This is a genomic window from Achromobacter ruhlandii (assembly GCF_002082135.1).
Taxonomy (GTDB): domain Bacteria; phylum Pseudomonadota; class Gammaproteobacteria; order Burkholderiales; family Burkholderiaceae_B; genus Achromobacter; species Achromobacter ruhlandii.
In genome coordinates this window covers 3,863,414-3,870,562 of the sequence record NZ_CP017433.1, presented here as the reverse complement: position 1 = coordinate 3,870,562, position 7,149 = coordinate 3,863,414, and the positions used below count along the sequence as shown (strand labels likewise).

6 protein-coding genes are annotated in these 7,149 nt (G+C 70.2%); all 6 read left to right on the top strand.

What is annotated here, in order from left to right:
• The first annotated feature begins 53 nt into the window (after positions 1-53).
• The 6 genes from AruCF_RS17400 (at position 54) to AruCF_RS17375 (ending at position 7,034) form a co-directional block, all read left to right on the top strand.
• Entirely contained in the window at positions 54-1,325 is a 1,272-nt protein-coding gene (locus AruCF_RS17400) for an IS256 family transposase (RefSeq protein WP_144419191.1), read from the top strand.
• A gap of 410 nt (positions 1,326-1,735) precedes the next feature.
• Positions 1,736-2,524 carry an SDR family oxidoreductase gene (locus AruCF_RS17395; RefSeq protein WP_049074800.1) on the top strand — a complete coding sequence of 263 codons (789 nt, stop codon included), beginning with the start codon at positions 1,736-1,738 and terminating at the stop codon, positions 2,522-2,524.
• A gap of 68 nt (positions 2,525-2,592) precedes the next feature.
• On the top strand, positions 2,593-3,834 hold the full coding sequence (locus tag AruCF_RS17390; protein ID WP_049074798.1) for a styrene monooxygenase/indole monooxygenase family protein: 1,242 nt from the start codon (positions 2,593-2,595) through the stop codon (positions 3,832-3,834).
• Complete coding sequence (locus AruCF_RS17385; protein ID WP_049074795.1) at positions 3,834-4,334, top strand: flavin reductase family protein; 501 nt, start codon at positions 3,834-3,836, stop codon at positions 4,332-4,334. Before AruCF_RS17390 ends, AruCF_RS17385 begins: the two co-directional genes overlap by 1 nt.
• A gap of 181 nt (positions 4,335-4,515) precedes the next feature.
• Positions 4,516-6,144 carry a phytoene desaturase family protein gene (locus tag AruCF_RS17380; RefSeq protein WP_049074792.1) on the top strand — a complete coding sequence of 543 codons (1,629 nt, stop codon included), beginning with the start codon at positions 4,516-4,518 and terminating at the stop codon, positions 6,142-6,144.
• On the top strand, positions 6,141-7,034 hold the full coding sequence (locus AruCF_RS17375; RefSeq protein ID WP_053086015.1) for a SphA family protein: 894 nt from the start codon (positions 6,141-6,143) through the stop codon (positions 7,032-7,034). The genes AruCF_RS17380 and AruCF_RS17375 overlap by 4 nt, the downstream gene beginning before the upstream one ends.
• The last annotated feature ends 115 nt before the right edge of the window (positions 7,035-7,149 follow it).

Sequence of the window (7,149 nt, the reverse complement as noted above, 5' to 3'; positions counted from 1 at the left end):
CCTATCCGCAATTTTGTGTGCGGGGCATATCATGAGGACTAAAGATCATGGATATGCCGATGAAGAAAAGACGCACAGCAGCCGCTCAGGCGGCGGCCCGTGGGCCGCTGCCTGAAGTCCCAGCCGAACTACTGGACCATCTGGTCAAGGGACCGATGACGCCCAGCGAGGTTCAAGACCTGTTCCTGTCGTTCCAGAAGGCGGTGATCGAGCGCACGATGGCCGCCGAGATGAACCTGCATCTGGGCTATCGGCCAGGCGAGGACAAGCCCGAGGGCCAGGCCAACGAGCGCAACGGCGCCAGCGGCAAGACGGTGCTGACCGAGCGTGGCCCGGTGCGCGTGGAGCTTCCCCGCGACCGGGACGGCTCCTTCGCCCCGATCCTGATCCCCAAGCACGAACGACGCTTCACCGGGTTCGATGACCGGATCATCGCCATGTACGCCCGGGGCATGAGCGTGCGCGAGATCCAGGCGTTCCTGGCCGAGAGCTACGGCACCGAGGTCTCGCCGGACTTCATCAGCTCGGTCACCGACGAGGTCATGGCCGAGACGATTGCCTGGCAGAACCGGCCGCTGGAGGCGATGTACCCGGTGGTGTTCTTCGACGCGCTGCGGGTCAAGATCCGCGACGACGGCGGGGTCAGCAACAAGGCGGTGTACCTGGCGCTGGGTGTGCAGGCCGACGGCCAGCGCGACGTGCTGGGCTTGTGGGTCGAGCAGACCGAGGGGGCCAAGTTCTGGCTCAAGGTCTTCAATGAACTCAAGACCCGAGGGTGCCAGGACATCCTGATCGCCGTGGTCGACGGCCTGAAGGGCCTGGCCGAGGCCATCGGCACGGCCTTCCCGCGCACGACCGTGCAGACCTGCATCGTGCATCTGATCCGCAACAGCCTGGATTACGCGGGCTGGAAGGATCGCAAGGCCGTGGCCGCCGCCCTGCGCCCGATCTACGCGGCCGCCAGCGCACAAGCGGCCGAGCAGGCGCTGCAGGCGTTCGCCGATGGACCTTGGGGAACCAGGTACCCCACGATCGTCGCTGCCTGGCAACGGGCCTGGGAGAACGTCACGCCGTTCTTCGTGTTCCCGCCAGACATCAGGCGCGTGATCTACACGACCAACGCCATCGAGAGCTTGAACATGCAATTGCGCAAGATCATCAAGACGCGAGGCCACTTCCCAACGGATGAGGCCGCCATCAAGCTCCTATGGCTGGCGCTACGCAACGTGCTGGCCAAGTCCGTCAGAGCGACCTTCGACTGGAAAGTCGCCATGAACCAGTTTGCTATCCTGTTCGGCGAACGGTTTACTGCGGCCCGGGGATAACAACTTTTAAAACGCCTCGCCCACAAAAATACGGACAGGCTCAACGCTCCGGACCGCAATCGTGGGCGCCCGCCACCGACTGCGCCCGCCCGAGGGGCAGCCTACGAAGCAGAGCCGACCTACGAAGCAGAGCCGACCTACGAAGCAGAGCCGACCTACGAAGCAGAGCCGACCTACGAAGCAGAGCCAGCCTACGAAGCCCATCACCCTGATCACCCCCTTCCCCAGGCGAACAAAGCAAAGCACAAATCGGATACCCACGGCAGCCACCGGCCATCCCCCCCTGACGGCCATCAACCCCCCGCAATACCCGCACTCCCCGGATACCCACCGCCAAATCCGGCTACCCCCCAGCAAGCGCCCAGCCGCAACATCCGCCTCACGATCTCAGCAATCCAGGAGGCAAGCAAATGAAGGGACTGGCTCACAAAACCGCCATCGTCACCGGCGGCGCCACGCTGATCGGCGCCGGCGTCGTCGCCGCGCTGCGCGCCAACGGCGTGCGCGTCGCCATCTTCGACATCGACGCCGACGGCGCCGCCCGCATCGCCGCCACCGACCCCGACGGCATCCGTGCCTGGCCGATCGACATCACCGACGACGCCCAACTGGCCCGCGCCGTCGCCGAGGTTGCCGCCCACTTCGGCCGCATCGATTACCTGGTAAACCTCGCCGCCACCTACCTCGACGACGGCGCCGCCTCCGGCCGCGCCGACTGGCTGCGCGCCCTGGACATCAACGTCGTCAGCGCCGTCATGGCCGCCCGCGCCGTGCATCCGCACCTGGTGACCGCCGGCGGCGGCGCCATCGTCAACTTCACCAGCATCTCGTCGCGCGTTGCGCAGACCGGCCGCTGGCTCTATCCGGTCTCCAAGGCCGCCTTGCTGCAGGTCACCCGCAGCCTGGCGATGGACTACGCCGGCGACCGCATCCGCGTCAACTCGGTCTCGCCCGGCTGGACCTGGTCGCGCGTGATGGACGAACTGACCCAGGGCGACCGCGCCAAGACCGACCGCGTCGCCGCCGACTTCCACCTGCTGGGCCGCGCCGGCGATCCGGCCGAAGTGGCCGAGGTGGTCGCCTTCCTGCTGTCGGACCACGCCAGCTTCGTCACCGGCGCCGACTACGCCGTCGACGGCGGCTACTCCGCCATGGGCCCCGAACAGGCCCGTCCCGCCATCCCGCGCCTGGCCGAATAAGGCCGGCCTCACCGCTCATCGGCCCGCCAGGCACCCGGCGGACCCGCACACCAAACAGGAGAAGCATCATGCGTCGAATCGCGATCGTCGGAGGCGGGCAGGCCGGCCTGCCGTTGGCCCTGGGCCTGCTGGACAAGGGCTACGAGGTGACCGTGGTCACCAACCGCGCGCCCGATGACATCCGCCGCGGCAAGGTCATGTCCAGCCAGTGCATGTTCGATGCCTCGCTGCAGATCGAACGCGACCTGGGCCTGAACCAGTGGGAAGCCGACTGTCCGCCGGTCGAAGGCATCGGCCTGGCCGTGCCGCATCCCGAGCGCCCCGGCCACAAGCTGATCGACTGGGCCGCGCGCCTGGATCGCCCGGCGCAGGCGGTGGACCAGCGCATCAAGATGCCGGCCTGGATGGAATTGTTCGCCGCCCGCGGCGGCCGCCTGCTGATCCAGGATGGCGGCGTGGCCGAGCTGGAGCTGCTGGCCGCCTCGCATGACCTGGTGCTGCTGGCCGCCGGCAAGGGCGACGTGGTCAAGCTGTTCGAGCGCGACAGGGCGCGCTCGCGCTTCGACCAGCCGCAGCGCGCGCTGGCGTTGACGTATGTGCACGGCATGCGCCCGGCGCCGGTGTTCTCGCGGGTCGCCTTCAACCTGATTCCCGGCGTCGGCGAGTACTTCGTGTTTCCTGCGCTGACCCTCAGCGGCCCCTGCGAAATCATGGTGTTCGAAGGCGTGCCGGGCGGCCCGATGGACTGCTGGCGAGAGATCAAGACGCCGCAGGATCACCTGGCCAGGAGCCTGGACATCCTGCGCACCTTCCTGCCCTGGGAGGCCGAGCGCTGCGCATCGGTCGAACTGACCGACGCCAACGGCATCCTGGCCGGCAGCTTCGCGCCCACGGTGCGCAAGCCGGTCATGACCCTGCCGTCCGGCCGCCTGGTTTTCGGCCTGGGCGACGCCGTGGTCACCAACGACCCCATCACCGGCCAGGGCTCGAACAATGCCACCAAGGCCTGCGCCATCTACCTGGAGGCGATCCTGGCGCGCGGCGACCAGCCCTTCACCGCCGACTGGATGCGGCAGACCTTCGAGCGGTTCTGGGACTACGCCAGCGCCGTGGTCGACTGGACCAACTCGATGCTGCTGCCGCCGCCGCCGCACCTGTTGCGGCTGCTGCAGGCCGCCGGCGACGCGCCCGCGCTGGCCAGCGCCGTCGCCAACGGCTTCAACCATCCGCCCAACTTCTTCCCGTGGTGGACCGACGCCACCGCCTGCGAGGCCTTCATCGCCGCCAAATCCACCCGGGCGGCGGCGTGATGGCGGCCCTGGACTGGGGCAGCACCGACCTGCACCCCAAGGTCCTGCGCGGCGTGCTGGGCAGCTACCCGACCGGCGTGGCCATCGTCGCCACGCGCTGTCCGGACGGCCGCAAGGTCGGGCTGACCATCAACTCCTTCGCCTCGCTGTCGCTCGATCCGCCGCTGGTGCTGTGGAGCCTGGTGAACCGCTCGCCCAACCTGGCGGCGTTTCGCGACTGCGACCACTTCACCATCAGCGTGCTGGCCCGCGGCCAGGAGGCGCTGGCGCGGCGCTTCGCCGATCCGGCGGTGCCCGACAAGTTCGAAGGCGCCGAGCTGCACGAGGTGCCCGAGGGCGTGCCCGCCATCGCCGGCGCCGTGGCCACGCTGGTCTGCGCCAACGACCAGCAGAGTCCGGCTGGCGACCACCTGCTGCTGTTCGGCCGGGTGCTGCGCGTGGCCAGCGTGTCGGCCACGCCGCTGGTGTTCCACGCGGGACGCTTCACCGCGCTGACGTAGCGGGGCGGCGCGCCGGTCCGTGCCCGCATCGGCCAGCGCGCGCCGATCGGTGGTCCGGCCGGTCCGCGCCGCTGCCGTCGGCCTGCGCGTGCCGCCGTTGCCTGGCGCGGGGCAGGTCCGCCTCGCAATGTGTCTCAGCTTCATCAACCTTCCCGGCCCGCGTGGCCGGCCGGAGCCTGTGATGGCCTTATCTTCCGCCTCCGACGCCCAGATCATCGTGGTGGGCAGCGGCATGAATTCGCTGGTGTGCGCCGCGCTGCTGGCGCAGCGCGGCAAATCGGTGCTGGTGCTGGAGCGCAACGACCGCCTGGGCGGCTGCATCCGCACCGAGGAACTGTTTCCCGGCTACCACCACGACGTGCTGTCGAGCTGGTATCCGCTGTTCGTCGGCGGTCCCGCCTACGCCGCCCTCAAGCCGGCCCTGCAGGCGGCCGGCCTGGAATTCGCCCAGTGCGATTACGCCACCGGCCTGGCGCTGCCGGACGGCAGCGGCATCGCGCTCAAGCAGGACATCGCGGACAGCGCGCGGCGCCTGGACGCCTGGGCGCCCGGCGACGGCGCCGCGTTCGGCGCCATGGCGCAACGCCTGTTCGGCGAAGACGCCGCGCTGACCTTCGGCCTGCTGGGCCAGAACCCCTATGGCGCCGGCATGTTCAAGCTGCTGTTCGGCGAGTGGCGCCGGCGCGGCCTGGACGGGCTGATGGCGTTCGCCGCCGATTCGCTGGAGAGCTTTCGCCGCTGGTCCGACCGTGAATTGCAATCCGACGCGGCGCGCGCGCTGATCGCGCCCTGGGTGCTGCACACCGGCCTGGGACCGGACGACGCCTGTTCGGCGCTGATCGGCAAGCTGACCTTCGCCGCGGTGGTGGCCGGCGGCATGCCGGTGATCAAGGGCGGCAGCCAGGGCGTGGTGGACGCCCTGGCCAAGGTCATCGAACAGCACGGCGGCCGGCTGCGGACCGGCGCCGCCGTCGAACGCATCCTGACGCATGGCGAAGGCCGCCGCCGCCGCGCCGTCGGCGTCGTGGCCGCCGGCCGCGAGTACCGCGCCCGCGAGGCCGTGGTCTGCAACGTCACGCCCGGCCAGCTGTACGGCACGCTGCTGCCCGATGCGCCCGAGCCGGTGCGGCGCCGCGCCGCCGGCTACCGCCATGGCCGCGGCGGCATGCAGATCCATTTCGCGCTCGACGCGCCGCCCGACTGGCGCACGCCCGAGCTGCGCCACGTGCCGCTGGTGCACCTGACCGAGAGCATGGAGCAGGTCTGCGCCTCGGTCACCGAGGCCAACAACGGCCTGTTGCCGGCGCGGCCGACGCTGGCCATCGGCCAGCCGGTCGCCGTCGATCCGTCGCGCGCGCCGGCCGGCGGCTGGATCCTGTGGGTGCAGATGCAGGAGCTGCCGGTGCGCGTCAAGGGCGATGCCGCCGGCCTGATCGACACGCCCGCCGACGGCCGCTGGACCCAGGCCCTGCGCGAAGCCGTCGCCGACCGCGTACAGGCGCGGCTGGAGCCGGTCATGCCCGGCCTGACGCAACGCATCGTCGGCCGCCGCAGCTACTCGCCGGCCGACCTGGAGGCGCTGAACTGCAACCTGGTGGGCGGCGATCCGTACGCGGGCGTCTGTTCGCCCGACCAGTTCTTCTGGCTGCGCCCGTTCGCCGGCAGCCAGGGCGCGCGCGGCCACCGCACGCCGCTGCGCAACCTTTTCCACATCGGCGCCGCCACCCACCCGGGTCCCGGGCTGGGCGGCGGTTCCGGCTATCTCGTCGCACAACATCTCGCGCCCCGCGGGGGCAGGAGCGGAACATGAGCAGACACCTGACACGCCGGCTGGCTTGCGCCGCGGCATTGGCGCTGGCCGGCGGCGTGGCGCAAGCCACCGAAGGCGGCGGCCTGGGCATCTATCCGGACGGCCTGGAGAACTTCATGTCGGGCGCGCTGCCGCCGCCCGGGATGCACATGCTGGTCTACGGCGGCGGCGCGCGCTACGACAAGCTGCGCGGCAACGACGGCGAGCGCCTGCCGGTGCCGGACTTCAAGGTCGACGTCAACGTGCTGGCCCCGCGCCTGATCTGGGTCACGCCGCAGCAGGTGCTGGGCGGCCAGCTGGCCTTCCATGCCATCGCGCCGCTGCTGGACGTCACCTTCAAGGCCGGCGGCCAGCGTTACCGCAGCACCGGCCTGGGCGACATGACGCTGGGCGTGGCGCTGGGCTATCACCTGTCCGAATCGCTGCACTACGTGGTCGGCCTGGACATGTACGCGCCCACCGGCGAATACGACCGCAAGGACCCGTCCAGCCTCGGCAAGAACTACTGGACCGCCCAGCCCGTGTTCGCGCTCAGCCGCATCAGCCCGGACGGCTTCAATGCCGATCTGAAGCTGATGTACGACTTCAACTTCCGCAATTCGGCCACCGACACCCGCTCGGGCCAGGCCATCCACGCCGACTACGCGGTGGGTTGGGGCGTGGGCAAGGGCTGGGTGCTGGGCGTGGGCGGGCATGCCTTCCAGCAGGTCACCGACGACAACGGCCCCAACAGCGCCGCCGGCCGCGCCCGCGCCTTCGGCGTGGGGCCGTCGGTGCGCTACATGAACGACCGCGGCTGGCTGTTCACCGCCAAGTGGCAGCAGGAATTCCAGGTCAAGAACCGGCCGGAGGGCGCGCAGCTGTACGTCAAACTGGCGATTCCGTTCTAGGGCCCGCGCCCGGCTCCTTTCAGGATAGACAGGCCCTGGGGCTGCGTGCGGCGGGCCGGGCCGGCAGCGGGCCCGCCTCGGGGAAGGGGGCGGTGGCAAGGCGGGCGCCGCCCGC